The organism is Dankookia rubra (assembly GCF_004355005.1).
GTDB classification, from domain to species: Bacteria; Pseudomonadota; Alphaproteobacteria; order Acetobacterales; family Acetobacteraceae; genus Paracraurococcus; species Paracraurococcus ruber_A.
In genome coordinates, this window is the sequence record NZ_SMSJ01000041.1 from 1 (window position 1) to 24,633 (window position 24,633).

Annotated in this window: 24 protein-coding genes and 4 pseudogenes; 22 read left to right on the top strand and 6 right to left on the bottom strand. The window is 70.4% G+C overall.

Translation table 11 applies throughout. From position 1 onward, the window contains the following. The 3 genes and pseudogenes from E2C06_RS22785 to E2C06_RS22795 all read left to right on the top strand — a co-directional run. A pseudogene (locus E2C06_RS22785) lies at positions 1–110 on the top strand (IS5-like element ISMex42 family transposase); the annotation flags it as partial. Positions 111–422: 312 nt separating this feature from the next. Continuing rightward, positions 423–1,328: an endonuclease/exonuclease/phosphatase family protein gene (locus E2C06_RS22790; protein WP_165982596.1), complete on the top strand. Its 906-nt coding sequence runs from the start codon at positions 423–425 to the stop codon at positions 1,326–1,328. Between the two features lie 195 nt (positions 1,329–1,523). Then, entirely contained in the window at positions 1,524–2,906 is a 1,383-nt protein-coding gene (locus E2C06_RS22795; RefSeq protein WP_206664644.1) for a phospholipase D family protein, read from the top strand. A 918-nt stretch (positions 2,907–3,824) separates the two neighbouring features. Here E2C06_RS22795 and E2C06_RS22800 read toward each other — a convergent pair. From E2C06_RS22800 to E2C06_RS41215, 3 genes and pseudogenes are all read right to left on the bottom strand, one after another. Further along, positions 3,825–5,449, bottom strand: a pseudogene (locus tag E2C06_RS22800) (ISL3 family transposase). A gap of 154 nt (positions 5,450–5,603) precedes the next feature. Next, a complete protein-coding gene (tnpC, locus tag E2C06_RS22810; protein ID WP_133290914.1) occupies positions 5,604–6,314 on the bottom strand; it encodes an IS66 family transposase in 711 nt (236 codons plus the stop codon). After that, positions 6,287–6,931 (bottom strand): IS66 family transposase zinc-finger binding domain-containing protein, encoded by a 645-nt coding sequence (locus tag E2C06_RS41215; RefSeq protein ID WP_456305188.1) that lies wholly within the window; start codon positions 6,929–6,931, stop codon positions 6,287–6,289. Before E2C06_RS41215 ends, tnpC begins: the two co-directional genes overlap by 28 nt. A 37-nt stretch (positions 6,932–6,968) precedes the next feature. Between E2C06_RS41215 and E2C06_RS22820 the strand changes: the two are divergent. Beyond that, positions 6,969–7,238, top strand: a pseudogene (locus tag E2C06_RS22820) (transposase); the annotation flags it as partial. Between the two features lie 267 nt (positions 7,239–7,505). Here E2C06_RS22820 and E2C06_RS39625 read toward each other — a convergent pair. After that, positions 7,506–7,649: pseudogene (locus tag E2C06_RS39625) on the bottom strand (transposase); the annotation flags it as partial. 326 nt (positions 7,650–7,975) lie between these two features. On the opposite strand from E2C06_RS39625, the gene E2C06_RS22830 reads away from it, so the two are divergent. Both E2C06_RS22830 and E2C06_RS22835 read left to right on the top strand, forming a co-directional pair. After that, positions 7,976–9,316, top strand: a complete 1,341-nt coding sequence (locus E2C06_RS22830) for an NAD(P)/FAD-dependent oxidoreductase (RefSeq protein ID WP_133290917.1) — start codon at positions 7,976–7,978, stop codon at positions 9,314–9,316. Further along, positions 9,313–10,230, top strand: a complete 918-nt coding sequence (locus E2C06_RS22835; RefSeq protein ID WP_206664645.1) for a polysaccharide deacetylase family protein — start codon at positions 9,313–9,315, stop codon at positions 10,228–10,230. Before E2C06_RS22830 ends, E2C06_RS22835 begins: the two co-directional genes overlap by 4 nt. Here the strand turns inward: E2C06_RS22835 and E2C06_RS22840 are convergent. Beyond that, positions 10,121–10,903, bottom strand: a complete 783-nt coding sequence (locus E2C06_RS22840) for a glycosyltransferase family 2 protein (RefSeq protein ID WP_133290918.1) — start codon at positions 10,901–10,903, stop codon at positions 10,121–10,123. The genes E2C06_RS22835 and E2C06_RS22840 overlap by 110 nt on opposite strands. Then, the gene (locus E2C06_RS22845; RefSeq protein WP_206664646.1) at positions 10,903–11,748 is read right to left on the bottom strand and encodes a lysophospholipid acyltransferase family protein; all 846 of its coding nucleotides are present in this window, start codon (positions 11,746–11,748) and stop codon (positions 10,903–10,905) included. Before E2C06_RS22845 ends, E2C06_RS22840 begins: the two co-directional genes overlap by 1 nt. Positions 11,749–11,809: 61 nt before the next feature. Here E2C06_RS22845 and E2C06_RS22850 point away from each other — a divergent pair, with 61 nt between their 5' ends. The 16 genes from E2C06_RS22850 to fabG all read left to right on the top strand — a co-directional run bounded on the left by E2C06_RS22850 (position 11,810) and on the right by fabG (position 24,625). After that, on the top strand, positions 11,810–12,580 hold the full coding sequence (locus tag E2C06_RS22850; RefSeq protein ID WP_241671422.1) for a class I SAM-dependent methyltransferase: 771 nt from the start codon (positions 11,810–11,812) through the stop codon (positions 12,578–12,580). After that, a complete protein-coding gene (locus tag E2C06_RS22855; RefSeq protein WP_133290919.1) occupies positions 12,564–13,250 on the top strand; it encodes a methyltransferase domain-containing protein in 687 nt (228 codons plus the stop codon). The genes E2C06_RS22850 and E2C06_RS22855 overlap by 17 nt, the downstream gene beginning before the upstream one ends. Positions 13,251–13,309: 59 nt before the next feature. Then, on the top strand, positions 13,310–14,110 hold the full coding sequence (locus E2C06_RS22860) for a MipA/OmpV family protein (RefSeq protein ID WP_165982588.1): 801 nt from the start codon (positions 13,310–13,312) through the stop codon (positions 14,108–14,110). A 112-nt stretch (positions 14,111–14,222) separates the two neighbouring features. Next, complete coding sequence (locus tag E2C06_RS22865; RefSeq protein WP_133290921.1) at positions 14,223–14,528, top strand: phosphopantetheine-binding protein; 306 nt, start codon at positions 14,223–14,225, stop codon at positions 14,526–14,528. A gap of 20 nt (positions 14,529–14,548) precedes the next feature. Then, positions 14,549–15,058: a MipA/OmpV family protein gene (locus E2C06_RS22870; protein WP_133290922.1), complete on the top strand. Its 510-nt coding sequence runs from the start codon at positions 14,549–14,551 to the stop codon at positions 15,056–15,058. Positions 15,059–15,170: 112 nt separating this feature from the next. Further along, entirely contained in the window at positions 15,171–15,476 is a 306-nt protein-coding gene (locus E2C06_RS22875) for a phosphopantetheine-binding protein (RefSeq protein ID WP_133290921.1), read from the top strand. Between the two features lie 4 nt (positions 15,477–15,480). Next, on the top strand, positions 15,481–16,011 hold the full coding sequence (locus tag E2C06_RS22880) for a hypothetical protein (protein ID WP_133290923.1): 531 nt from the start codon (positions 15,481–15,483) through the stop codon (positions 16,009–16,011). Next, positions 16,001–17,359: an AMP-binding protein gene (locus tag E2C06_RS22885; protein WP_165982590.1), complete on the top strand. Its 1,359-nt coding sequence runs from the start codon at positions 16,001–16,003 to the stop codon at positions 17,357–17,359. The genes E2C06_RS22880 and E2C06_RS22885 overlap by 11 nt, the downstream gene beginning before the upstream one ends. After that, the gene (locus E2C06_RS22890; protein WP_206664647.1) at positions 17,356–17,652 is read left to right on the top strand and encodes a 3-hydroxyacyl-ACP dehydratase FabZ family protein; all 297 of its coding nucleotides are present in this window, start codon (positions 17,356–17,358) and stop codon (positions 17,650–17,652) included. Before E2C06_RS22885 ends, E2C06_RS22890 begins: the two co-directional genes overlap by 4 nt. Continuing rightward, entirely contained in the window at positions 17,637–18,581 is a 945-nt protein-coding gene (locus E2C06_RS22895; protein WP_133290925.1) for an LpxL/LpxP family acyltransferase, read from the top strand. The genes E2C06_RS22890 and E2C06_RS22895 overlap by 16 nt, the downstream gene beginning before the upstream one ends. Then, positions 18,578–19,147: a LolA-related protein gene (locus E2C06_RS37815; RefSeq protein WP_165982591.1), complete on the top strand. Its 570-nt coding sequence runs from the start codon at positions 18,578–18,580 to the stop codon at positions 19,145–19,147. The genes E2C06_RS22895 and E2C06_RS37815 overlap by 4 nt, the downstream gene beginning before the upstream one ends. Continuing rightward, positions 19,144–21,465, top strand: coding sequence for an MMPL family transporter (locus E2C06_RS41220; RefSeq protein ID WP_165982592.1), 2,322 nt, complete (start codon positions 19,144–19,146; stop codon positions 21,463–21,465). The genes E2C06_RS37815 and E2C06_RS41220 overlap by 4 nt, the downstream gene beginning before the upstream one ends. Beyond that, the gene (locus E2C06_RS22905) at positions 21,458–22,672 is read left to right on the top strand and encodes a beta-ketoacyl-ACP synthase (protein WP_206664648.1); all 1,215 of its coding nucleotides are present in this window, start codon (positions 21,458–21,460) and stop codon (positions 22,670–22,672) included. Before E2C06_RS41220 ends, E2C06_RS22905 begins: the two co-directional genes overlap by 8 nt. Further along, entirely contained in the window at positions 22,669–23,463 is a 795-nt protein-coding gene (locus E2C06_RS22910) for a beta-ketoacyl synthase chain length factor (protein WP_165982593.1), read from the top strand. The genes E2C06_RS22905 and E2C06_RS22910 overlap by 4 nt, the downstream gene beginning before the upstream one ends. After that, positions 23,457–23,897, top strand: coding sequence for a 3-hydroxylacyl-ACP dehydratase (locus tag E2C06_RS22915; RefSeq protein WP_133290928.1), 441 nt, complete (start codon positions 23,457–23,459; stop codon positions 23,895–23,897). Before E2C06_RS22910 ends, E2C06_RS22915 begins: the two co-directional genes overlap by 7 nt. Beyond that, on the top strand, positions 23,894–24,625 hold the full coding sequence (fabG, locus tag E2C06_RS22920; protein WP_133290929.1) for a 3-oxoacyl-ACP reductase FabG: 732 nt from the start codon (positions 23,894–23,896) through the stop codon (positions 24,623–24,625). Before E2C06_RS22915 ends, fabG begins: the two co-directional genes overlap by 4 nt. Positions 24,626–24,633 lie beyond the last annotated feature (8 nt).

Sequence of the window (24,633 nt, forward strand, 5' to 3'; positions counted from 1 at the left end):
GGGCGAGGCTGAAAGAGTGGCGAGCCGTCGCTACCCGCTACGAAAAGACCGCCGCATCCTTCCTCGGCGTGCTCTGCCTCGCCGCCACCGCAGATTGGCTCAGGCGCTAACAGGGCCTAGCGCTGCCAGCGCCAGGGTGACACCGTCGTGGCGCTCACTTGGTAGCCACTGCTGAGCGCCGAACGTGAGGGAGCCCTACTATTCAGGGTCGTCTCAGGGTCGTCTGCGGCGTCTAGAACGACGCATAGCCAGCGTGCCGCCTCAATCTATGGTGTAACACGGCGATACCACCATTCTTTCCGCTGGCGGCATTGTGGGCGCACGCTGCATCGAGTTTGGAAGCTACCGCTTGGATTATTCTTACGGCAGCCAATTTGCTTTGCCGGTCGCACCCCCTTACCCCCTTGGAGTTCAACTGTCCTTTGCAGCAATCAGGTCAGCTATGCGGCGACAATTTTGGTGCGGCTACGAAAGACGGCCGACCTCCCTACGGCTTAGAAAGAACTCCGGTTTGCGTCCCGGAGGGCGTTAGGCCCAGCCCCCAGTACTCTGCCGAACGCCCCACACTTGACCGGTATCAGCTGCGGGTCGCGTCCTACAATGTTCATAAGTGTGTTGGTACGGACGGGAGATTTGATCCCGGTCGAATCACGGCAGTCATTGGCGAGCTTGGCGCCGATCTTATCGCTTTGCAGGAGGTCGATCGTCGGTTTGGCCGCCGCACGGGCTTGTTGAATACCCAGGCGCTCGAGCACGCGACGGGCCTCGTGCCAGTGCCGGCGTCAGAACTGTCCGATGGTCTCGGCTGGCATGGCAACGCGCTTCTAGTGCGTCGGGGCACCATCTGGCGCTTCCGCCGTCTCGATCTGCCCGGGGTCGAGCCGCGTGGCGCTGTGATCGCCGAACTCACCTTGCCGGGCGGCGGTCAGCCATTGCGGGTTGTCGCGGCGCATCTCGGTCTTCTCCGGCGGTGCCGCGCCCGGCAAGTCGCAGCGATCCTCGAAGCGATTGCCCATGGGGCTGGCATACCGACACTGTTGCTCGGCGACCTGAACGAGTGGCGCCTGGATCGAAGTCGCTCGTCCCTGCACGCCCTGGAGCCGCTCTTCGGTCCGGTCGGCCGAAGCCAGCCGAGCTTTCCGTCCCGCCGGCCCCTCCTCGCACTTGACCGAATTCTCGGCTGTTCTCGCGCCCAGGTTCGGTCGGTTGAAAGTCACGATAGCCCGCTGGCGCGGGTGGCCTCCGATCATCTCCCGCTCAAGGCTTGGGTCCACATCCGCGCAGCTGATCGGCATCCCTACTCCACCGGGCTGGCCGAGGCGGCCTGAAGGCGACGTTTCTCAGTAGCGCGTATCCACCAATGAACCGGTGGCCGTTCCGGCCGTTGGCATTCCGACACAGAACAATGCGGATGTCGGAGGCGTCGCATGCGGGACAGGTTGGAGGCGCTGTTGGGAGAGAGAGCGCCGGCCACCGGGACTGATGCCGCTGCGGTTCACTGCTCGCCCCAGTCAGGGGCTTCCATGGTGGCGGATGGAAGAGAGGCGTTTGCGCTCCGTGCGGCAGCGGCACGGGCGGTCCGCCACGGGCTCGACCTGCAGTATTACGCTTGGCACAGCGACCTAACGGGTCGATTGCTGGCGCGCGAGGCACTGCGCGCCGCCGACCGAGGCGTGCAGGTTCGCATTCTGCTCGACGACGTCTTTGCGCTTGGCAGGGAGCGTACTCTGGCTGCGCTCGACACCCATCCTCGCGTCGAGGTGCGCCTCTTCAACGGTACGCGCTGGCGCCGTTTTGGCCGCCTGGGCTTTGCGCTTGAGCTGCTGCTCGGTGGCTGGCATCTGAACCGTCGCATGCACAACAAGGCCTGGATCGCCGATGGGCAGCTCGCCATCGCCGGTGGCCGCAACGTGGGAGACGAGTACTTCGACGCGGCCGAGGCTTTCAACTTCCGTGACCTTGATCTGGTCGTCGTCGGCGCCACAGCCGAGGCGGTCGCGGCCGCATTCGAGCGGTACTGGTCGAGCCCGCTCGCGCGGCGTGCCGGCGAGCTGAGCGCGGCGTGCGACGCGGAAGGTGGATTGCCAACCCTTCGCAAGTCCCTCGACGCCGCGGCGTGTGATCCCGCGGCACGTGCCTTCCTGGCCGCATGCCCGGATGAGGCTGACCTATCACGGTACCTCGAATGTCACCTCGTGCCGATAGCGGAGAGTGCAATGCGGGTCGTAGCCGATCCGCCAGAGAAAGCCCGGCGCGGGCTCGGGGCGCGTCGCCGTGCACGGGCTGCTGGAGGGCTCGGGCCCGAGGTGGCAGAGGCATTGCGCGGCGCACGGCGCGAGGCGTTGCTGATTTCGCCCTATTTCGTCCCGGGCAAAGCTGGGCTGGACCTGCTCCTGAGTCTTGTCCGTCGCGGCGTACGGGTGTCGGTGGTGACGAATTCACTGGCCGCGACCGACGTTGTGGCCGTGCATGGGGGCTACGCGCGCTACCGCCGCCAGCTGCTCGAAGCGGGCGTCGAGATGTTCGAGTTGAAGCCCAGTGGCGGCGAGCCGGCAAGCATATTCGGCTCACGCGGCGCCAGCCTGCATACCAAAGCTCTTGCTGTAGATGACGGGGTGGTCTGTGTCGGCTCCTTCAACCTCGACCCGCGGTCTGCCACGCTGAATACTGAAATGGGCATTTTTGTCGACCATCCAGCACTGGCGCAAGCCTTGCGGGCCGAGCACGTCCGCCTCGCCGATCCAGTGCGTAGTTGGCGTGTGACACTGGATCAGGGACGCCTTGCCTGGATTGATAGCGACGCACAAGGGCCGCGGCGTACCCCATCGAACGAGCCCGGGGCTTCCTTGCAACGGCGAATTCTGGCCGGGCTGGTTCGCCTACTACCGATCGAGGAGCAGCTCTGAAGTAGGCGGACGGAGCAAGTCGAGCCCCATGCTACCCAGGGGTGGCAAGGATTGAGCACCAGACTTCGAGAATGCCATCTTCGAAACCCTGTGTTCGACACCCGGTGAGCCGGGTACTACCGCCCGGAGCCCCGCCGAAATGCCGGTCAGGTCAGGGCAGTGCGCTGGCGTCTACTGTGGCGTGTATCCGACGACTTGCTCTGCCCATGATCCACGCGGATTGTACGAGAATGTTCTTACAATAGGATTTGTCAGGCCGGACGAAACTGGCGAACTGCTGTCCTCCTCCCAACGTTGGCTTTAGAGCTGATGGTGGTTGAAGGAGGGAGATGGTGATGGCCAAAACGCTTCAACAGCCGAAAGCGGTAACTGACGCCGAAGACAAGGCCCGCCCAAAGCAGGGTGGCGGAGCAGCATCGAGTGACCCCTCGTGCGAGATCGCAGAAGGCTCGCCGATTGGGCTGCAGGTGACCGACACCTGGGCTGACGCAGCCGATCAGGCTGACGTGGTAGCAGCCAAGAGGCGCATGCCGGAGCCAGACAGCCTCGGCGGTTAAGACTCCGCCTTGATCGTGAGCTGCACCCGGTTTCCCTGGACATCGATTTGTCTGATCGGAGACCGGCATGATGAAGTGCAGCATGGACCAAAGGATCGAGCTGACCTGGGAGATGGGCTTGTGGTCAGCGAGGGCGGGCATAGCCCGTCCGCTCTGTCCACAGGTCATCGCAGGCCGACGAGTGCCGGGCTGTCCTAGGCCCGCTCTCACTCGGCCAACGCTTGAGTGCCGGCCGCAAGCGTAAGGTGGTTCTGCGACCTATACGGGGCGCGTTTGTCGAGTTGCTCTCCCGCGTGCTCGTTCCATGGCTTTGCTACTGAATGTTGGGTTCTCCCGCACTTTCCGTGCTGTCATTTCGGCATCAGGCCGCATGGAGGACGCGGGCGCGGAGAAGGACAAAGCCGGCTCGGCCGTACATGGTTCGCTTGATCATCTTGAGGCGGTTGATCTGGCCTTCGACCGGGCTGGTGGTCCAGGGAAGGTCGAGTGCTGCCTGCCCCGCGTCGGCGTCGCGGCGCAGGCCTGAGACGAAGCCCGCGAGGGATGTGCGCTCGGCAGTGGCCAGTGCGGCTTCGTGGCCTTCGCCACCGTCCCGGCGAAGGACACGGCGGTGGTTCTTGGCAGCGGCGACAGCCTTGGCCAGATCCGGCGCGTCGGTGAGGAGTTGCATGACGAAGGCGCGTTCGGTCTCGCCGAGCGCATGGGTATCGGCCATGAGCAGCCGTGCAAGGCCCCGCCGCGCGGGAAGTTGCCATACCAGGCGTGCCGACCCGGCGGATGCCGATTTGCTCACCTGCCGCCGGCCCGTGGCCCAGGCGCGGACCGTTGTCGGCCGGTCACTGAAACCGAGCGCGACCAGTTCGCGCCAAAGCTGCGCGGCGTTGTGGCATCCCATCGTCCATCGCCGCTCGAGGAAGGGCATGTGGGCGTTGAGCATGCCGATACGCTTCGGCTTTCGCCAGAGCGGTGCGTGACCGAGACGCAGCCAACTGCGCACCGTCTTGCGCTCGGCACCGAGCAGACCGGCGATGCGACGCAAAGACATGCCCTCATCATGGAGCTTGGCCACCTCCTCGTACCGCGCCTGCCGACGCAGGAGGGATGCCTGGCTCACCTGTTCTGCCCGGCTTAGCGGCCGAGGTGCTGGCGATGGGTCTGGTGTCGCCGTGGCGATCTTTGCCTGCCCGGAGACGACATGCCGCGTTGCGCGCCTGGCGGCAGCACCGTGCCGATCGGCAAGGGACTGCACGGCATCGCCCAGGTTCCGCAGCAGAGACCAGCGGTCTGCAACCTGCCTGGCAGCTGGGGCGCCATGTCTGATCCGATCGGCATAGGCCCCGGCACGGTCGCGTGCGACCACCTCGACACCGGGATGCTGCCGCAGCCATGTCGCCAGCGTCTCCGCCTGGCGGTCCTGCAGGAGGTCGACGACGACGTTCCGCTCCAGGCCGACCAGCGCTGTGCCGTGGCGATGACCGCGGCGCCAGGCCCAGTCGTCGACGCCGAGCACGCGAGGCGCCGGCCGCGGTACCTCGTCGGATTTGCCGGTTGCGCACGCCATCCGCAGCAGTGTGTCGCCGCTGGTCGGCATGGCCAGACGCCGCGCGGGCCGCGCGCCGGCCTCGCCGCCCAGGGCAAGGCCGAGTCAGCGCTGCACCTCGCCCAGCCGCTCTGTCCGCCGCGACGCCACCGTTGTGACGCCGGTTAGGCGTTTGGCGACGGCCCGCCTGAAACAGGCCGGGCTGAGGCAAAGGAACCGCCGGACCCTGATCCGCAGCGACACAGGGCGACCCTGCCAGGGCAGGTCGCCAAGGGTGCGGTCGTACCGGCTGTGCACCCGCGGGACAGCACGGCGCAGCCCGGACATGCAGCCGAAGGCGGGCGTGGGGTGGCAAGGATGGTCAGGTGGTCAGGAGACGGCAGGACCTGCTGAACCAGCAGCCCTGCCGGAATGAGCGGCAACAGGCGCTTGGACAAGGACAACACTTCAACGGAAGAATGGGGTTCCTCTCAAATGCTCATTCCGCCCCGGAACGACGACCCGCAGCACGGGAAGTGCGGAAGAACCCAACATTCATGGACACCGCCACGGATTGACGCCGTCGATGATGGCGGTGCCGATTCGGGTCGCGGCAATGGCTCAGGTCTCGCCGCCACCCTCGTTGCCGGCGAACAGCGCGGCCTTACGGGTGACGACGATGGGCCGGATCTCCCGCTCCACGCTGTTGCTGTCAAGTTCCAGGGAGCCGTCGCCGAGGAACCGGCACAGTCCCTCCCAGTGCCGCAGGCCGTAGCAGATCGGCGCGGCTAGTGCGGAACCCTGGCTGGCGCGCCCGCGCTGGGCGTCGAGCCAGAGACGGGGGTCGCACACTAGGGGTGCGCTGCACTCCTGCCGTGCAGCCCGGCGTTTCTCGGCGGCTTGGCTGCGGATGTCCCATTCGATTGCGTCGAGGGGGCCGATTCGGAGCAGGGCCTCGGCCGCGACCGGCGAGGCGGTGTGGGCATGGATCTTGTGGAAGGGTCGGCGCAGATGCGTCCAGCAGAAGGCGAGCGTGACGGCGCCGTCGTTCCTGCCACGGAGCACCTCCCGGAACCCGCCATAGCCGTCTATCTGCAGCGTGCCGCGGAAAGTGGCGAGGTGTCGGGCGGGGCGGATGCCCTTGCGGTTCGGGGCGTAGACATCGGCGACCGTCGGCGGCCCGGTACCGCCGCAGGCGCGCTCATCGGCGGCATAGGCCCAGATCCGCCCGTCACGCGTCCGACCCCGGCCGGGTGCCAAGGTCGGCAGCGGCGTGTCGTCGGCGAACACCCGGGCGTGGCCGATCACGTGGGCGAGGACCAGCCCGTGCAAGGGCCGGAGCCACCAGCGGGCCTGCCTCTCCTAGTTGCAGAGCGTCGCCCGGTCGAGCTGGATGCCGCTGCGGGCCAGGATTTGGCACTGGCGATGGACTGGCAGGCCGTCGCCGTATTTTGAGACCAGGACGTGCGCCAGCAGCCCTCGGTCGGCAGCCCGCCGGCGACGATCCGCGCCGGTGCGCGTGACTGAGGGACGCCCTCCTCACACCGACGGCAGGCGTAGCGTGGCCGGATGGTGACGCAGACCCGCAGTTGGGCGGGCACCACGCCCAAGCGTTCGGCCCGGTCCTCGCTCACCCTGTGCATTTCGCGCCCGCAGCAGGGGCAGGCGCGGTCGGCATTGTCGATCACCTCCTCGACGCGCTCGGGGTGCGCCGGCTGGCAGCCGCGGTTGCGGTGCCGCACGGAGGTGGGCCTGCGGTCCGGCGCAGGGCTATTGCCGTCGGCAGCCGGGGTCAGTGGCGCTGCCGTCCATAGGGTCAGCGCAAGCTGGCCGGGGTCCACGCGCTCCGCGCTCTGCCCGAAGCGCGCCCGCTGCAGGTCCTGGATGATCTGCTCGAGCTGCACGATGCGCGCCGCGGCCGCCGCGAGCGCAGCGTGCAGTTCCGCCAAGCCAGGCGGCGCGTCATCGGGTACGGCGGCATCGTGGCCAGCCCGCAAGGTCCTGCGCTCCATCCACGAAGGTGCGCGCGAGATGGCACGGGACATCGCCAGGACCGAGCCCTACGCGGTCGCGAGGCGACAGCGGAAAACGGTCGAAATGTTGTTTGCCCATCTCAAGCGCATCCTCGGTCTGGACCGTCTGCGGTTGCGGGGCCTGAACGGCGCCCATGACGAGTTCCACCTAGCGGCGGCGGCCCAGAACCTCCGCAAGCTCGCCAAGCTGGTCCCGCTGCCAACACCAGCACCAAGCGGCTGAACGCCGGGAGTGGCAATCTTCATCTGTCCGGGTCGCGGAACCTCGATCCAGCAGGCCCGAAGGGCGCCCTCTTCAATGGAATCCGACCATAACGGCTAACGGCGCCGAAACCCCGAATGCCGCCATACCCGCGACTTGGGCGTGAGCGGGCATCTGCAGAAGGCAGGCGCAGCCTGGATAGCCGGCAGCGCCAGGAGCTTCTGGCAGAACCGGATGAAAGTTCCGATCTTCGCCGAAACCTGTCGCCGTCACGGATGCACACGGCATCAGGCCGCCGTACTTCGGCTTCCATCGGTGGAACGTCGCCTCGGAGATGCCTATCTTGCGGCATACCTCCGGCACCGCCGTCCTCTCGTCCGCCTGTTGCAGCACGAACGCTATCTGCTGGTCCGCGTACTGGCTTCGCTTCATCGCCAATCCTCCCCTCGGGGGGTCAAACTAGCCGGACTTCCCATTCAGACCGGTTGGACGTTATGACAGGGGACCATCTGCGGTCTGGCACTAGCATGGCGCTATGCCGAACAGGGTGCCGAGGGGCTGCTCCGCGACCAGACAGTTAGACAGTTAAGTGCAGCAGGGTAGGAGGGAAAGCGTTGCTGCCCACCAGTGCGGTCGGTCGCCATTTGGTCAGGTTGTGAGCAAAGAGGCGGTAACCGGCGCCCCGCATAGTATGGAGCCAAGGTCCGTCGCGGCATTGCCGTCTTGACGCCGCAATTTTTTGGACGGAAGCCTTGTGCATGGAACGGACGCAAGTTGAAACCGACGTTGTCGTCATCGGTGGTGGGCCGGCCGGGTCCACCGCTGCCACGCTGCTCGCCCGCAAGGGCCGCAGCGTCGTCATGCTGGAGAAGGATTCGCATCCGCGATTCCACATCGGCGAAAGTTTGCTGCCGCGGAACCTCGATATCCTCGAGCAACTCGGCGTCCTCGACGAGGTGTGCACGATCGGCGTGCACAAGCCCGGCGCCGAATTCGTCTCCGACCGCACCGGCCGGAGCCAAGCCTTTCCCTTCGCCCGCGCCCTCAACCGCGACCGGACTTTTGCCTGGCAGGTGAAGCGGTCCGAATTCGACGAGATCCTGTTCCGCAACGCGGCACGTTGCGGGGTGACAGCGTTCGAGAATGCCAGGGCAGCCGAGGTTGTCCTCGGCGCGCCTGGCGAGGCGACGATCGTGACGGCCCGGACGGCGGACGGGGTGCTGGAGATCCGCGCCCGCTACCTGTTGGATGCTTCCGGCCGGGACACCTTCATGGCCGCGAGGTCGGATGCGAAGGTCGCCAACAAGTACAACAATACCGCCGCGGTCTATGGCCACTTCAAGCAGGTGCGCCGCCTCGGCGAGAACAAGAAAGGGTATATAAGCATCCATCTGACTGAGGATGGCTGGTTCTGGCTGATCCCACTGCAGAACGAGACCGTCAGCGTCGGCTTCGTCGGCAATCAATCGGCCTGGAAGCAGCGCGAGGGCTCGGCCGCCGACCTGTTCATGGCTCGCATCGCCCGGAGTCCGACGGTCGCCGACCGGATGCGGGATGCCGAACTTGTCTCGGAGGTCACCGCCACCGCGAATTACAGCTACCGGGCGAACCGCGGCTATGGCGAGGGCTACTTGATGATCGGCGACGCCTTCGGCTTTGTCGACCCGATGTTCTCCACAGGCGTGCTGATGGCAATGACCGCCGGGACGCTCGGCGCCGAGACGGCGGACGCATGGCTTGATGACCCGAAGCGCGGCCAGGTCCTCGCCCGGCGCACCACGCGCGAGCTTGGCCGGGCGATGGACCGCATCGGCTGGCTAATCTACCGGATCAATGACCCGGTCCTGCGCTCGATGTTTTTCTCGCCGAGCAACCTGTTCCTGATGCGGGACGGCATCGTCAACATGCTCGCAGGCAATTTAAGGCTGAACCTGCGATCGTTGGTGCCGGTGCTGGCCTTCAAGGCAGCCTACCGCCTGCTGTCCGCCCTGCACCGCCATGGCGCCGGGCCCGCCATGCCAGAAGCGGTGCCCTGCACTGCGGCGCCGGCCATGCCACGCGCCAGCGCCTACTCGAAGGCGACGGACCAAGCGAGGTGACTTCGCCCGCAGTGCCGACGCAGCATGACGTTGGCTTCGCGGATGCGCAGCGGTTGGCCAAATGGTCACCGACGCCAGTCGTCAAGGCGTCGATCTGCCTGCATGCGGCGGCCCTCGGCATCGTCGTCACCGAGCCGGCGGGATTGCCGGGCGTCACCGGATTGATCGCCGCGAACCATGCCGTCCTGGCCTGCGGCATGTGGCCGCGCAGCGCCATGCTCGGTTGCAACCTCACGCGGGTGACGCGGCCCGCGCCCGGCGCCGCTGATTCCGTTGTGCTCACCTTCGACGACGGCCCGGACCCCGAGGTAACGCCGCGCGTGCTCGACCTCCTCGACCGCAACGCGGCCAAGGCGAGCTTCTTCGTAATCGGCCAGCGGGCGGCGCGGCAGCCGCAGCTCCTGCGCGAGATCGTCGCACGCGGCCACAGCGTGGAGAATCATACCCATCGCCACCCGCTGAGCTTCGCCGGCTGGCTGCCGGGCGCCATGCTGCGAGAGCTCCGCCGGGCTCAGGAGGCGATCGCTGGGGCCTGTGGCCAAGCCCCACAGTATTTCCGCGCGCCGGCCGGTCTGCGTAGCCCGCTGCTCGATCCAGTGCTGGCCGTGACCGGGCTGCGCCTGGTCTCCTGGACCCGGCGCGGCTACGACGCGGTATCGTCCTGCCCAGACCGCGTATATCGGCGAATGACGCGCAACCTTTGTGCCGGCGACATCCTGCTGCTGCATGACCGCGCCACTGCCGGGCGTTGCATGGCGCTGCAGGTGCTGCCCCGGCTGCTGGCGCGGTTTGCGGCGGAAGGCCTCAGCGCGGCGTCGCTGCGGATGGCGCTGGGCGAGCCGCCACGCGGCGCCACAGCAGGACAGGCAGCCGACCCAGCATGCCAACCACCAGCCGCGCATGCATCCAGGTGAGCCGGACATTATCGCGGACGTAGTGGAAATGGGAGACTCCGCCCTCTTCCGGCTGCAGATAGCGCACCTGTGCGGCGAGGTTGATGGCGCGAACGCCACGCCAGGACAGCCGGACCGCTGCCTCCGGGTCGAAGTCGAAGCGGCGCATCCAGCGATTGCGCTGCATAATCTCGAGCAGCGGCGCAACCGGATAGACACGGAAGCCGAAGAGCGAATCACCGATGCCCCCGCCTAGCGTCTCCAGCCGCGCCCACCAGTTGGAGATACGCCGCCCCTGCACGCGCAGCTGCGGCGCCTCCGGGCCGAAGACTGGTAGGCCGAGCACCATGGCATCTGGTGCAGCCTGGGAGGCCGCCATCATCGCGCCAATTGCCGCTGCTGGGTGCTGCCCATCGGCATCCATCACCAGCGCATGGCTGAAGCCGCGGCGGGCCGCCTCCTCCAGTCCATGCAGCACCGCCGCGCCCTTGCCCTGGTTAGCCGGCAGCATGAAAACCTCAAGCCCAGGGTTGACCTGCGCAGCCGCCTGCAGCGCCGCCGCGGTGCCGTCGGTGCTGCCATCCACCACCACCCAGACCGGGCTCCAGGCGGCGCGCGCCTCGTGCACCACCTGCAGCACCAGGGGGCCGGTGTTGTAGCTGGGGATCAGGACCAGATGGGTGGCGCTCGGCATCAGCGCCGCGCGGTCGCGGGCAGCTCCGCCCGGAAATAACTCTCAAGGCGCGCGACGAAGCCGTCCGCATCGCCGGCCGGATCGAAGCGCTCGCCGAGCCTGACGCGGAAGACCAGGGGCAGGGGCGGACGTCGCAGAAGCGGCCAGGCCTTCGAAAGATAGGGGCTGTCGGCTTCGATCAGCACGGTTTGCACCGGCGCGCGCGTCGCCCGGGCGATCACCGCGAAGCTGCGGTGGAAGGTGTCAACCGGCGGCGTCCGGGTGCGCGAGCCCTCGGGGAAGATCAACAGGTGGCGGCCGCCCTGCACAGCCAGCCCGGCCCGTCGGATCATCGGCAGCGGCACATCGTTGCGGATATAGGAGGCTAGCCGGATGCCGCCGCCGAGGAACCAGTTGTCCCAGAGCGTCGCCTTGGTGATGCAGACGACGCGCGGCAGGCGGGAAATCAGCAGCACGGCATCCATCATCGTCGGGTGGTTCGGGGCAATGACCAGCCCGTCCTGCTCCCGCAATCGGTCGAGCGCAGAGAGATCAGCCCGCAGCACCCCGGTGGCGCGCATGACGAAAAGCGACCAGCGGAACCCCGCCATGATCCCGAACTGCCCGAGCGGTTCGCCCCAGCGTCGTGGAAGGAGACGATAAAGCAGGCCCGCCGGAAGGCTCCAGATCAGGCAGCTTAGGCCGAACACCAGAACGCAAAAGTAGAAGGCAAGGCTGTAGTAGACTTCCAGGAGCCAATTCGGCCTGTCCGTCGTAACGGCCGCCTGATGTGCGCCACTGGTTTGCATTCTTGCCTCATTTTCACCAACAGAGTAGATGGGTGCGGCCTTACGGCGAAGCGGCAATATGTCCGCGCAAACCCGGTGACAGCCGGGCGTGACCAGATCGACGCCGGCGGATGGATCGATGGATATGGCTGACTCCGACCCGCTGGTCGCCCCGCATCCCCCCCTCGCGGCCTATTACCACGGCGGCGCCGCGCGCGACGGTTTCGTCCGCCGACTTTTCGACGAGACTGCCGACTCCTACGACCGCATCAACACCGCTTTCTCGCTCGGCTCCGGCGCCTGGTACCGCCGCGCCGCGCTGCGCCGGGCCGGGTTGCGGCCTGGCCAAGCAGTGCTGGACGTGGCGATCGGCACAGGGCTGGTGGCGCGGGAGGCAGTGCGCATTCTGGGCGGGCCGCGCGGCGTCGTCGGCATCGACCTCAGCGAGGGCATGCTGCGCCGCGCCGGGGCGAGCCTGCCAATCCCGCTGATCTGCGGCCGTGCCGAGGCGCTGCCGGTGGCCGATGTCAGCTTCGACTTTCTCAGCATGGGCTATGCGCTGCGCCACGTGGCGGCCCTGCCGGCCGCCTTCGCGGAATACCGCCGGGTGCTCCGGCCGGGTGGCCGCCTGCTGCTTCTGGAGATCGCCCGGCCGGAGGGACGGCTGGCCTATGCCGCCACGCGGCTCTACCTCGGGCAGGTGGTCCCGGGCATCATTGCCCGGCTGGGTGGCGGGGAGCGTGCGCGGCTGCTGATGCGCTACTATTGGGACACGATCGACCGCTGCGTACCACCGGCAGTCATCCTGGAGAGCTTGGCGGCGGCCGGCTTCACCGAAATCGGCTGCGAGGTCCAGCTCGGCATATTTCGCGCCTATACCGCCCGGCGGCCCGATGCCGGCCAGGGCTGAGGCCAGCTTCGCGGCCGCGGTGCTGGGCCGCGTCGCCGAGCAGGTTACCTGCCGCTATGCCGGGGCCTCGCGCTTCGCCCGGGGCTTCGTTCGCGGCAAGCTGCGTGGCGACCCGGCGACGGCGACGATCCTGCGCCTGGCCGCTGCCGCCCCCTTCGGCTCGGTAGTCGATCTCGGTTGCGGCCGCGGCCAGCTCGGCCTGGCGCTGCTGCTGACGGGCCTCGCCGACCAGCTCACCGGCCTCGACCGCGATGCCACGAAGATCTCCGAAGCGGCCGCCGCCGCTGTCGGCCTGCCGGCGTGCTTCGCTGTCGCCGATCTCACCACCGCGCCGGTGCCAGATTGCGACACGCTTCTCATAATCGACGTGCTGCTGCAGATGCCGGAGGCGGCGCAGCGCGCGCTGCTGGGCCGCATGGTCGCGGCGGCGCGGCGCCGCATCCTGATCCGCGCCTTTGACCCTGACTGCGGCTGGCGCGCGCAGGTCGGCTTCGCCATGGAACGGCTCGGCCGCCGAGTGCGGCGGGACGGGGTCGAAATCCGACCGCTGCCGCTGCCGCTGCTGCAGTCCCACTTGACCGCCGCCGGCTTTGCGGTGCGGGTCGTGCCCTGCTGGGCCGGCACGCCGCTGCCCAACGTGCTGCTGATTGCCGAGCGTCCCCCGGCATGAGGCGCTTGGTCCAGGCCGCGACGGCAGCCATCCTGGCCGCCTTGGGCGGAGCGCCCGCCGTGGCACAGGCGCCGGCGCCCGCTCTGCCCGTCATTGAGGCCGGCGTCTTTGGCGGCGGCGCCCTGCTGCCGGACTACCCCGCCGCCGGCCAGTCGCATGCACGCGGCGTCGTCCTGCCCTGGCTGATCTATCGCGGCGAGTTGTTCCGCAGCGATGACCGTGGCCTCCGTGGCCGGCTCTGGCGCAGCCGCGATCTGGAATTCACGCTGAACGCCAACGGCGCTGTCGGCAGCCGCTCACGCGACAACCGGGCGCGCGAGGGAATGCCCGACCTCGACTGGCTCGGCGAGATCGGCCCCTCGCTGCGTTGGGTGACCTGGCGCAGCGCACCCGGCACCACCCGACTGACGCTGGAGACGCCGGTCCGCGCGGTTTTCTCCACCGACTTTTCCAGCGTGAAGTACCGCGGCTACGTCTTCGCCCCGGAGCTGGCGCTGGAACGCTCCGGGCTCGGCCTGCCGCGGTCGCGGGCGCGGATCGGCCTCGGCCCGGTCTTCGCCTCCGGCGGGCTGATGGACTACTGGTACCGGGTCGAGGAGCGCTACAGCCGGCCCGGCCGGCCGGCCTATGACGCTGCCAGCGGCTATCTCGGGCTCCGCCTGCAATTTTCCTACCGGGTGCCGCTCACCGAGCGGATCTCGGTCTCGGCTGGCGGGCGGCTCGAGAATTTCAGCGGCGCGAGCAATGCCGGCAGCCCGCTCTTCCGCTCGGAGTTGAACGCGACGCTGGTCGGCGGCCTGTCCTTCGCCCTTTACCGTTCGCCGGCGCAGACCGGCTCGGCCGCCGAACCCTTCGACTGAGCGCAGGGCCACACTTCACGCCTTGCACTGGCAAACAAGCTTCTGATAACCGTGATAAAACGCTGCTGACGACAAGCTCGGCGCCCACGCTACTTACGCGGATACAACGAACATGTCCTCCGGCGCTTCCGTCCCCGAACTTGCGGCGCCTTCGCCCGCCTCGCCGCAGCAGGAAGCCGAATTGGCCAAGCTGATCGTGTCTGTCCTCTCGCTTGAGGTGGTGCCCGAGGATATCCAGCCCGAGGCACCGCTGTTCAATCAGGGGCTGGGGCTCGATTCGATCGATGCGCTCGAGATCGCACTGGCCGTGTCGAAGACCTACGACGTCAAGCTGCGCTCCGACGATGAGCGCAACCACCGCATCTTCGCCTCGCTGCGCAGCCTCGCCGCGCATATCGAGAAGCACCGGACGCGGTAGCGGCATACTGGCTCGGCGAGATCGGCCCCTCGCTGCGTTGGGTGACCTGGCGCAGCGCACCGGGCACCACCCGACTGACGCTGGAGACGCCGGTCCGCGCGGTTTTCTCCACCGACTTTTCCAGCGTGAAGTACCGCGGCTACGTCTTCGCCCCGGAGCTGGCGCTGGAACGCTCCGGGCTCGGCCTGCCGCGGTCGCGGGCGCGGATCGGCCTCGGCCCGGTCTTCGCCTCCGGCGGGCTGATGGACTACTGGTACCGGGTCGAGGAGCGCTACAGCCGGCCCGGCCGGCCGGCCTATGACGCTGCCAGCGGCTATCTCGGGCTCCGCCTGCAATTTTCCTACCGGGTGCCGCTCACCGAGCGGATCTCGGTCTCGGCTGGCGGGCGGCTCGAGAATTTCAGCGGCGCGAGCAATGCCGGCAGCCCGCTCTTCCGCTCGGAGTTGAACGCGACGCTGGTCGGCGGCCTGTCCTTCGCCCTTTACCGTTCGCCGGCGCAGACCGGCTCGGCCGCCGAACCCTTCGACTGAGCGCAGGGCCACACTTCACGCCTTGCACTGGCAAACAAGCTTCTGATAACCGTGATAAAACGCTGCTGACGACAAGCTCGGCGCCCACGCTACTTACGCGGATACAACGAACATGTCCTCCGGCGCTTCCGTCCCCGAACTTGCGGCGCCTTCGCCCGCCTCGCCGCAGCAGGAAGCCGAATTGGCCAAGCTGATCGTGTCTGTCCTCTCGCTTGAGGTGGTGCCCGAGGATATCCAGCCCGAGGCACCGCTGTTCAATCAGGGGCTGGGGCTCGATTCGATCGATGCGCTCGAGATCGCACTGGCCGTGTCGAAGACCTACGACGTCAAGCTGCGCTCCGACGATGAGCGCAACCACCGCATCTTCGCCTCGCTGCGCAGCCTCGCCGCGCATATCGAGAAGCACCGGACGCGGTAGCGGCATGGCGGCCGCGCCCTCTTCCGGCGTCGCAGCACTGCGGAACCGACCGGCCACCTCGATCGGGCCGGCCTTCCTGGCGCTGGCGCTGCTCCTTGCCCTGGAGTCCGCCGGCGGCGCCGCCATCCTGCGCTTGGCGGGGGAGGCGGGGCCCGCCCTGCTCGCCGCGCTCGGCAGCCTCGCCGCAGGCATCCGCTTCGGCTGGACCCTGCGACCGGGCGCCGAGCCGTTGATCTCCCGTTACAGCCGCTTCGACGCGGCCGGCCTGCCCGACCCGGACGGCCATTATACCCGCCGGCTGACCGCTGCCTGGGCGGTGCTGCTCGGCGGCTTCGCACTGACTTTCCTGGCCGCCGCACTCGGCCTTTTCCCGGCCGCGCCGCTCTGGCTATTGCAGCCGGCGCTTTGCACCGCCCTCTTCTTCGGTGAGCATGTGCTACGCCGGTGCTGCTTCCCTGAACTCGGCCGAGTCACGCCGCTGCGGACGCTCCAAGCCATCTATCGGTGCCACCGGCAGGTCAGGCATGCCGCCTGACCTAGTTGGCCAGGGGCTCGCCTGGCCACTGATCGACCGGCCCATGTCCGACGTGGTCTGCCGCCGCGCCGGTCGGGCGATCACCGTCGGCCAGTTGTTGGCCGAGGCCGCCACCCTGGCCGCCCGGCTGCCGGCTGCAGCGGAGGCGCATGCGATCAACCTTTGCGCCGACCGCTACCGGATGCTGGTCGGCTTCGTCGCCGCCCTGCTGCGCGGCCATGTGACGCTGCTCAACGCCGATGCCTCGCCGGCCCGGCTGGGCCTGCTCGCGGCGACGCATGCCGGCTGCTACGTCCTGGCGGATGGCACCGCGCCCAATGGACTTCCCATGGTGGCAATCCAGCTCGACCCGGAGCCCCCCGTTCCCGGCCCGCTGCCGCCAGTCCCCGCCATTCCGCTCGACCGCATCGTCGCGGTCGGCTTCACCTCGGGCTCGACCGCCGAGCCGACTGCGCATCCGAAGCCCTGGGGCGCATTAGTCGCCGCTGCAAGCGCGGCCGCCGAGCGTTTCGCACTGCGCGCCGCGGACGGCCCCCGGGCCACCATCCTGGCAACCGTGCCGCCGCAGCACATGTATGGCTTCGAGACCACGATCATGCTGCCGCTGCAGGCTGCGGTCACCATCTATGCCGGCGCCAGCTTCTTTCCCTCCGACGTGCTCGACTCGCTCGCCGCGCTGCCGCCGCGGCGGCTGCTGGTCACCACGCCGCTCCATTTGCGCGCGCTGCTGGCCGAGGGCCGCCGGCCGGCCCCCCTCGCGGCCGTCATCTCCGCCACCGCACCCCTGGCGGCCGGCATCGCCGCCGCGGTGGAGCGCGACTGGCACGCACCGATGCTGGAGATCTACGGCGCCACCGAGGCCGGCTCGATGGCCAGCCGCCGCACCATCCAGGAAGCCGACTGGCTGCCCTATCGCGGCGTCGAATGCCGCGCCGAGGGCGTCTACGTCCCCGGCCTCGGCGAGGTCCGGCTTGGCGACCTGCTGAAGGCGGGGCCGGGTGGCCGTTTCCGCCTGCTTGGCCGGCGCAGCGACATGGTGAAGCTGGCCGGCCGCCGTGCTTCGCTGGCCGACCTCAACCGGCGGCTGCTGGAGGTCGAGGGTGTGCGGGACGGCGTCTTCGTGGCGCCGGACGACATCGAGCGCAACCCGGCGGCTCGGCTCGCCGCCTATGTCGTGGCGCCTGGCCGCTCGGTGCAGGAGATCCTGGCCGGGCTGCGCGCCAAGCTGGAGCCACTGTTCCTGCCGCGTCCGGTGTGGCTGGTGCCGAGCCTGCCGCGCGACCGGCTGGGCAAGTTATCGCAGCGCGCCTTGTCGGATCTGCGCCTGACGACCGCGAGGAACGGATGACCGCGCCGTTGGCCGGCCCGGCTACCCGCGTGACCATCCCGGCCGACCATCCGGCGCTGCCGGGACATTTCCCCGGCCGGCCGATCGTGCCTGGCGTGTTGCTGCTGGATGCGGTCATGCAGGCGGCCGGGCTTGGCCAGGGCCTGCTGCGGCGGGCAAAGTTCCTGGCCCCCGTGCTGCCGGGCGACGCGATCGAGATCGACCTGGTGCCGGGCCCCGGCAGGCTCGGCTTCGCCTGTCGCTGCCGCGGTACCACCGTGTTGAGCGGTGAGTTCGCATGGCCACCCGCCTGAACGCCGAAGCCCTGGCCGCGGAGCGGACGCGGCCGGAATGGACCCGGGTGCCGGAGCGCGGCAGCGTCACGCTGGCGCGCTTCATGCTCTGGTTGGTGCATGGCATCGGCTGGTGGCCGGGCCACCTGCTGCTCTACCCCATCGCCGGCTATTTCCTGCTCGCCTCGCCGCGACCGCGCGCCGCCGCCCGGGCCTATCTGGCGCGGGCGCTCGGCCGCCGGCCGGGGCTGCGCGACCTTTACCGGCTCTACTTCACCTTCGCTTCCACCATCCTCGACCGCGCCTTCCTGGTCAGCGGCCGCGCGGAGCGCTACCGCGTCGAGGTGCATGGGCTGGAGGCGCTGCAGGCGCAGATCGCCGAGGGCCGCGGCTGCCTGATTTTCGGCGCGCATCTCGGCAGCTTCGAGGCGCTGCGCCTGGTCGCCGACCGCGGCTGCCCGGTCGAGCTGGCGATCATGATGCATGAGGCCAATGCGGCCCGGCTGAAGGCGGTCTTCGACGCTGTCGGTGGCACTGCCCGCACCGCCGCGGTCATCCCGCTCGGCACGGCGGAGTCGATGCTGCGGGCGCAGGAATGCCTGCAGCGGAACGGGCTGGTCGGGCTGCTGGCCGACCGGGCGCCGCGCGCCGAGCGGGTGCTGGAGGTGCCCTTCCTCGGCCAGCCGGCGCCGCTGCCGACCGGGCCGCACCTGCTGGCCGCGGTGCTCGGCGCACCGGTCATGCTCGCCTTCGGGATCTGGCGTGGCCCGCGCCACTACGAGGTCCGCTTCGAGCCCTTCGCCGAGCCGCTGCCGCCCAGCCGAGCCGGCCGCGAGGCCGCCATCGCGGAACGCGTCCGCCGCTATGCCGAGCGGCTCGAGGCGCTCTGCCGCGAGCACCCTTACAATTGGTTCAACTTCTACGATTTCTGGCGGCGGGACGCGACATGAGCCGGCGCGGCTTCTTGTTGCTGGCCCTGCTGCCCTGGGCACCGGCACGGGCGCAGCAGCCGGGTTTCGAGGCGCTGATGCGCCGCTTCGCCGCGCTGCCCGAATCCCGCGCCACCTTCACCGAGGAGAAGGCGATCCCCGAGCTCGACCTGCCGCTGCCGAGCACCGGGCTGCTCGCCTGGCAGGCGCCCGACCGGCTGGAGAAGCGGACCACCAGCCCGATCGAGGAGGTGTTGCGGGTCGAGGGCGGCCGGCTGGACTATGCGCGCCCCGACCGCGGCATCCACCGCGAATTCAGCCTGGAGGACCAGCCGGAGATGCGGGCACTGGTCGAGGCGATCCGCGGCACCTTGGCGGGCGATGCTGCGGCGCTGCGGCGCCACTACGAGGTCGGCTTCGCGGGTGCGGCGGAGGGCGCCTGGCGCATGGACCTCGTGCCGCTCTCGCTCCGGGTCCGCGCCGCGGTGCAGCGCATCCGCCTCGCCGGCCGCGGCGCCCAGATGCTCGAGGTCGATACCGAGGGCAATGGCGGGGTCACCCGGATGCGGATCACCCCCCAGCCTTGAGGCGCCTGCTGCTCGCGCTGGCGGCGCTCGCCGGGCTCGGCGCGGCGCTCGGCCTCGGCATCGGCCTGCGCACCGATCTTGCCGACTTCCTGCCGGCCGGCCGCACCCCGGCCAGCGCCTTCCTGGTCCGGGAACTGCAGAGCGGCGCCGCCACCACCCTGCTGCTGGCGGGCATCGAGGGAGCGCCGCCGGCCGAGCTTGCGCGGATCTCGCGTGAGACCGCGGCCGGCCTGCGCGCCTCCGGCCGCTTCGACTTCATCGGCGACGGCACGCTCAGCCTCTCGGAGGCTGAGCAGGCCTTCCTGTTCCGCTACCGCTACCTGCTCTCGCCGGAGACGCGGCCGGAGGCCTTCACGGCCGCCGCGCTGCGGGAGCGGCTGCAGGCGCTGCTCGACGGGCTGCGCTCCGCCGCCTCCCCGCTGCTGACCCGCTTCGGCTTTGCCGACCCGACCGGCGCCTTCCTCGGCCTCGCCCGGGAATTCCTCGGCGAGACACGGGTCGAGACCCGCGACGGCGCCTGGCTCGCCGCCGGGAAGGGGCCGCCGCGCGCGCTGCTGCTCGCCCGCATCGCCGGCAGCGGCGGGCTGGACGCGGCGAGCCAGCAGGCGGCGATCGCCGCCTTCCGCGCCGCCTACGACGCCGCCCGGCCCGGCCCGGCCCGGCTGCTGCTGAGCGGCCCCGGCGTCTTCGGCGCCGAGGCCGCCCGGGCGATCCGCGGCGATGTCGAGCTCATCAGCCTGGCCTCGCTCGGGCTGCTCGGTGGCTTCCTGTGGTGGCGCTACCGCTCGCTGCTGCTGCTCGGCCTGGTCGCCGTGCCGCTCGGCGCCGGCACGCTGGCCGGCTTCGCCGCCACGGCGCTCGTGGCGGGTGGGGCGCCGCACGGCATCGCCTTCGGCTTCGGCATGACCATGCTGGGCGTGACGGTGGACTACCCGATCCTGCTGGTCAGCCTGCGCCGGCCCGGGGAGGCGCTCGCCGACGCCGCCGCGCGCATCTGGCCGACCCTGCGCCTGGCGGCCGCCGCTGCGGCGACGGGGTTGGCGGCGATGCTGGGCTCGGGCTTCCCCGGCCTCGTGCAGCTCGGCGTCTTCGCCGGCAGCGGGCTGCTCACCGCTGCCTCGGTGACGCGCTGGGTGCTGCCGGCGCTGGTCCCGCGGGCGCGGATCGCGCCGCAGCCGATGCCGCGCCCGGTCGCCGCGGCGCTGCGGGCGCTGCGGGGCCGGCGCCGGCTGGCGTTCGGCCTGGTGGTGGTGGCGCTGCTGGTGCTGGCGGCGTCGGGCGGACCACGCTGGCAGCGCGACATCGCCGCGCTCAGCCCGGTGCCGGCCGCGGCCCAGGCGCTCGATGCCGAGCTCCGCCGCCAGCTCGGCGCGCCCGATGTGCGGCTCATCATCGCCGTCGGCCCGGGGACGGAGGCCGCGGTGCTGGCGGCCTCCGAGCGGCTCGGCGCCGCGATCCGGCCGCTGCTCGGGCCCGAGGGGGCGCTGGAGGCGCTCGACCTGCCGAGCCGCTGGCTGCCAGGCCCGGCGACGCAGGAGGCCCGCCGCGCCGCCCTGCCTGGGGCGGACGCGGCCGAGGCGGCGCTGCGCGAGGCGATACAGGGCCTGCCTTTCCGGCCCGGCGCCTTTGCCCCCTTCCTCGCCGCACTGGCGGAGAGCCGGGCCTTGCCGCCGCTGACCACGGCCGGCTTGGCGCAGGAGGCGCCGACGCTCGCGGCGCGGCTCTCGCCCCTGCTCACCCGGCGGGACGGGACGGTGCGCGGCGTGGCGCTGGCCCAGGGGGTGCGCGACCCGGCGGCCTTGGCCGCGGCGGTGGCGGCGCTCGGCGACCCGGCCATCCTGCTGGTCGACGTCAAGGCGGAGACGGAGGGACTGCTGACGGATTACGGCCGGGCGACGCTGCTTTGGGCGCTGGCCGGCGGCGGCGTGGCGCTCGGCCTTCTGGCGCTCGGGCTCGGCGGGCCGGGCGCCGCGCTGCGCGTGGCGGCGCCGATCGGCGGCGCGCTGCTGGTCACTCTGGCCGCGCTGGCGGTGCTGGGGGAGGCGCTGACGCTCTTCCACCTCGCCTCCCTGCTGTTGCTTGCCGGTCTGGCGATCGATTATTCTCTCTTCCTCGCGCGGGCGCCCGACCCTTTCAGCGACGCCGAGGTTGCCCTGGGAGCCGTCTTGAACTGTGCCGCCTGCACGCTGCTGACCTTTGGGCTGCTTTCCCTCTGCGGCACGCCGGTGTTGCGCGGCATCGGGTTGACAGTGAGCTGCGGCGTGGCGAGTGCCTTTCTGCTGGCCTGCATGCTGGCGCCGCGCCTTGCTGATGCCTGAACCCGCTCCCCTGTGGCCGCTGGCGCTCGGCGCCTGCAGCGCCGTCACGGCCATGGGCGCCGGCCTCGCGCCGCTGCGCGCGGCGCTGCATGAGCGCCGGACCGGCCTTCGCCCCTGCACGCTGGAGGGCATGCCGGAGGATATCTGGATCGGCCGCGTGCCGGGGCTCGAGGCGGTGGCGATCCCCGCGGCGCTGGCCGGCTTCGCCTGTCGCAACAACCGACTGGCAGAGCTTGCCCTGGGCACCGACGGCTTCGCCACCGCGGTCCAGGCGGCGCGGGAGCGGCACGGCGCCGAGCGCATAGCCGTGGTGCTCGGCACCAGCACCGCCGGCATCGAGGAGACCGAGCAGGCCTGGCGCCGGCGCGAGCCAGCCGGCGGCGCCCTGCCGACGGATTTCGATTACGCCCGCACCCAGGACCTGCAGGCGCTGCCGCGCTATGTCCGCGCCCGGCTCGGCCTGCGCGGCCCAGCCATCGCGGTTTCCACCGCCTGCACCTCCGGCGCCCGGGCGATGATGGAGGCGGCGGCGCTGATCGCCGCCGGGGTGGTGGACGCGGCGGTGGCGGGCGGGGTCGACACGCTCTGCCGGATGACGCTGCACGGCTTCGCCGCGCTGGAACTGCTGAGCCGCGGCGGGCCGACCCGGCCCTGCGCCGTCGACCGCGACGGCATTTCGATCGGCGAGGGCGCCGGGCTGGTGCTGCTGCAGCGGCCCGCGGAGGCGCCGCCGGGGGCGCCGCTGCTGCTCGGCGCCGGCGCCAGCAGCGACGGCCACCACATGTCCTCGCCGCATCCCGAGGGGCTGGGCGCGGTGACGGCCATGCGGGCGGCGCTGGACGCCGCGGGGCTGGCACCAGACGCCATCGACTACGTCAACCTGCACGGCACCGGGACCCGAGCTAACGACGCCATGGAGGACCGCGCGGTCCATCACCTGTTCCAGGACCGGGTCCCCTGCAGCTCGACCAAGGCCTGGACCGGCCACACGCTTGGTGCCTCCGGCGCGATCGAGACGTTGATCTCCGCGCTCTGCCTCGAGGACGGGCTGGTCCCGGGCTGCCTCGGCGCCGCGTCGACCGACCCGGACTTCCGCAGCGCCGTCGCGCGGGACAACCGCGATCTGCCCGGGATGCGGCGGGTGCTCAGCAACTCCTTCGGCTTCGGCGGCAGCAACTGCGCCCTGCTGATTGGCGGGCCGGCGTGAGCCTCCTCCAGTGCCGGGTCGATGGGATCGGCCTGCTGGGACCGGGCCTGCCCGGCTGGGAGGCGAGCCTCGCCTGTCTTGCCGGCCGTGCGTCCTGGGCACGAGGCGAGATCTCAGCCCCGCCGCCGGGGCTGCTGCCGCCGACCGAGCGCCGCCGCACCGGGCTGCCGGTGCGGCTGGCCCTGGCCGTGGCGGCCGAGGCCACGGCGGCCGAGCCGGACCGCGCCGGGCTGGAGACGGTCTTCGCCAGCGGCAATGGCGACGGCGCCATCGTCGGCGGCATCCTCGAGGCGCTGCACGACCCGGCTGGCATCGCCATCTCGCCGACCGCCTTCCACAACTCGGTGCACAACGCGCCCTCCGGCTACTGGCACATCGCGGTCGGCTCGACCGCGCCCTCGGTCAGCCTGGGTGGGCATGACGGCAGCTTCGCTGCCGGCTTGCTGGTGGCGGCGACGGCGGTCGCGACGCGCCGCCGGCCGGTGCTGTTCTGCGCATATGACGTGCCAATGGCGCCGCCGCTCGACCGCGTGCGGCCGACCGGCTGCGCCTTCGCCGCGGCGCTGCTGCTGCGGCCCATGGGCGCGGCCGGCAACCTGCTGGCGCTGCGGTACGTCGCGGCGCCGGCCGAGGCGACGCCAGCCGCGGATGCGCTCGACCTGCTGGCAGCGGAGAACCCCGCCGCACGCGCCTTGCCGCTGCTGCGCGCCCTGGCCATTCGGCGGGAGGCGGCGCTGCAGCTGCCGCTGGACGAGTCGGCGCATCTGGCGCTGGAACTCGCGCCGTGCTGACGCCGCCGCTGGACCATGCGGCCATTGCCCGGCTGGTGCCGCACCAGGGCGGCATGTGCCTGCTGGACCGGGCGCTTGACTGGAATGCGGAGCGGATCACCTGCGAGGCGGTGGCCCATGCTGCGCCGGACAATCCGCTGCGGCGGGACGGCATGCTGCCCGCCGTCTGCGGCCTGGAATTCGCGCTGCAGGCCATGGCGCTGCACGGCGCCCTGATCGCGGCGGCGCCGCAGCCTGCCGGCTTCGTCAGCAGCCTGCGCGAGGTGCAGCTCGGCGCCGCACGGCTCGACACCGTCCCCGGGCGCCTGCGCATCACCGCCGAGGCGCTGATCGCCGAGGCGCGCGGCTTCATCTACCGCTTCGAGGTCACCGGCGGCGGCGCGGTGCTGCTCAGCGGCCAAGCGGCGGTGATCCTGCCGGAGCCGGCGGCATGAGCACGCCGCGGCGCGCCCTGGTGACCGGCGGCAGCAGCCCGATCGGCGGCGCCATCTGCCGCCGCCTCGCGACCGATGGGCGGGAGGTGCTGGTGCATGCGCATGCCGGGCTGGCCCGGGCCGAGGCGGTGGCGGCGGCGATCCGCGCCGAGGGCGGCCAGGCCCGGGCCTTCGTCTGCGACCTGACCGACATGGCGGCGACCGCGGCGGCCCTGGAGGCGCTGCTGGCGCAGGGCGGGCCGGTGCAGATCCTGGTTCACAATGCCGGCACGCATGACGACGCCCCGCTGGCGGGCATGAGCGAGGCGCAGTGGCGCGGCGTGATCGACGTCTCGCTGCACGGCTTCTACGCGGCGCTGCGGCCGCTGCTGCTGCCGATGATCGGCACGCGCTGGGGCCGCATCCTGGCGATCTCCTCGATCTCCGGCTTGATCGGCAACCGCGGCCAAGTGAATTACGCCGCTGCCAAGGCCGGGTTGATCGGCGCGGTGAAGTCGCTCTCGCTCGAATACGCCTCGCGCGGGGTGACGGCAAATGCGGTGGCGCCCGGGATCATCGACAGCCCGGCGGTGGCGGCAGCAATATCGCGCGAGCGCATCGCGCAACTGGTGCCGGCACGCCGCGCCGGACAGCCGGAGGAGGTGGCGGATCTGGTCGGCTTCCTCGCCTCGGAGCGGGCCGGCTACATCACCGGCCAAGCCATTGCGATCAGCGGCGGGCTCGGCTGAGCGGCGCG